Below are 1,588 nucleotides of genomic sequence, written 5' to 3'. Positions count from 1 at the left end.
CAGACAATCGGTCAATGGTGCAAACCGTGACCACTATACTAACAAATAAAACAGCATAAGCTATGGCAAGAACAAAAGATGCAGTCTTGGCTCCTGAGCAAAAGGAGCTGATGGAAAAAGAGTATTTGGATTTTGTTAAACCATCTACGTATGGCAACAAAGCCAATCCAAGTAGTTGTAATTCTCTCTATGATGATGTAGAGAACCCAGAGTTGAGAGCAATTGTAGAGAAAGTTGCTGCAACAACTCCCTATAGAGAGGAAACATCAACGAACGAGGCTCAATCGCCACCGAATCCGCAGAAGCGCATCAGTGGCAAGCAGCGCAAGGCGACATTGGAGGAGTATCAGCAGACCTTCCTCCAAGTTCCAAGGATTGACGACCGCAAGCCAGTCTTCGTCAGTTCCGATGTACGAGACCGTCTTGATCGTGTCGTCCGCATCCTCGGAGGGAGGCGCATGAGCGTATCGGGCATCATCGAGAACATCGTGCGCCACCACCTAAGCCTTTATGAAGAGGACTTCGAGGCTTGGCGCAAATTGTGAGAATTAAGGTCTGCGACCTTGGACGTGGATAGCTGAAAGGCTGTAGTTCCAACTAACGTGTTCTGAGAGGGAGCGAGGTTATGTTTTGGGAACCCCAAAACGCCTCGCTCCACCATGAGGGCGGAGGAATTTTGCTCCCAACGGTCGCAGAAAGTGAGTGTACCAACTGTAAACAGTGTATCGAATGACAAGCATACATGAACAGAACAAGAAAAAGGGCGGAAGACCGCCCACAGGCAGGGTTCGCAAGCTGTCGAAGTCTGTTACGGTGAAGTTCTCGAAGCCAAGCTACGAGGCATTGAAACTGAGGGCAAGAAAAGCCAATCGCAAGTTGGCGGAGTATATCCGTGAGTCAGCCTTGAATGGCGAGGTGGTCAGCGGACACAATGCAGAGACGGTAGCCATCGCCAAGAACCTCATCGGTATGGCTAACAATCTCAACCAACTTACCAAGCTGTCGCATCAGAGAGGTTTACATGAAACCCAAGTATATGTGGTGGACTTGTTGAGAAGATTGAAAGAAATCCTTGGCGAGTATCGCCAAGCAAGTTATAAACCGAAGCCAAGCAGTATGGGCAGAAAGGAGGATACCACATGATAGGCAAGCTAAAGAAGGGCTGCTCATTTGGTGGTTGCGTCCGCTACGTGACAGGCAAGGACGAGGCGAAAATCATCGCCTCAGATGGCGTGTTGCTCGGTACGAATGCCGAGATGACGCAAAGTTTCGAGCTACAGAGGCAACTAAATCCAAGGATTAAGAAGCCTGTAGGGCACATAGCTTTGAGCTTCAAGCCCGAGGACAAGCCACGTTTGACGGATGAGTTCATGGCTAAGATAGCCCTTGAATACATGCAAATGATGGGTATCAACGATACCCAATTCATCATCGTGAGGCATCACAATACAGACAATCCACATTGTCATATCGTATATAACCGCATCAATAACGAGGGCAAGCTCATATCAGACAGGAATGATTACAGGCGTAATGAGCAAGTGACCAAGGCTCTAAAATCCAAGTATGGACTGACCTACGGAACGGA

At 48.4% G+C, this 1,588-nt stretch carries 3 protein-coding genes; all 3 read left to right on the top strand.

Features of this window, described 5'->3' with window-relative positions; all coding sequences use genetic code 11:
* The first annotated feature begins 62 nt into the window (after nt 1-62).
* On the top strand, nt 63-545 hold the full coding sequence (locus F7D73_RS15965) for a DUF3408 domain-containing protein (protein ID WP_113747960.1): 483 nt from the start codon (nt 63-65) through the stop codon (nt 543-545).
* Nucleotides 546-729: 184 nt separating this feature from the next.
* Complete coding sequence (locus tag F7D73_RS15960) at nt 730-1,143, top strand: plasmid mobilization protein (protein ID WP_153122213.1); 414 nt, start codon at nt 730-732, stop codon at nt 1,141-1,143.
* The coding region (locus F7D73_RS15955; RefSeq protein ID WP_153126311.1) for a relaxase/mobilization nuclease domain-containing protein at nt 1,140-1,588 on the top strand (449 nt) is incomplete at its 3' end. The genes F7D73_RS15960 and F7D73_RS15955, both read left to right, overlap by 4 nt.

Origin of the sequence: Segatella copri, assembly GCF_009494395.1 — a bacterium.
In the GTDB taxonomy this organism is placed as follows: domain Bacteria; phylum Bacteroidota; class Bacteroidia; order Bacteroidales; family Bacteroidaceae; genus Prevotella.
This window is presented reverse-complemented; position numbering and strand designations above follow the sequence as displayed.

Bases quoted from the DNA above. Each gene is read 5' to 3' on its own strand.
- F7D73_RS15965 (WP_113747960.1), top strand. From the start codon at position 63: ATGGCAAGAACAAAAGATGCAGTCTTGGCTCCTGAGCAAAAGGAGCTG.
- F7D73_RS15960 (WP_153122213.1), top strand. From the start codon at position 730: ATGACAAGCATACATGAACAGAACAAGAAAAAGGGCGGAAGACCGCCC.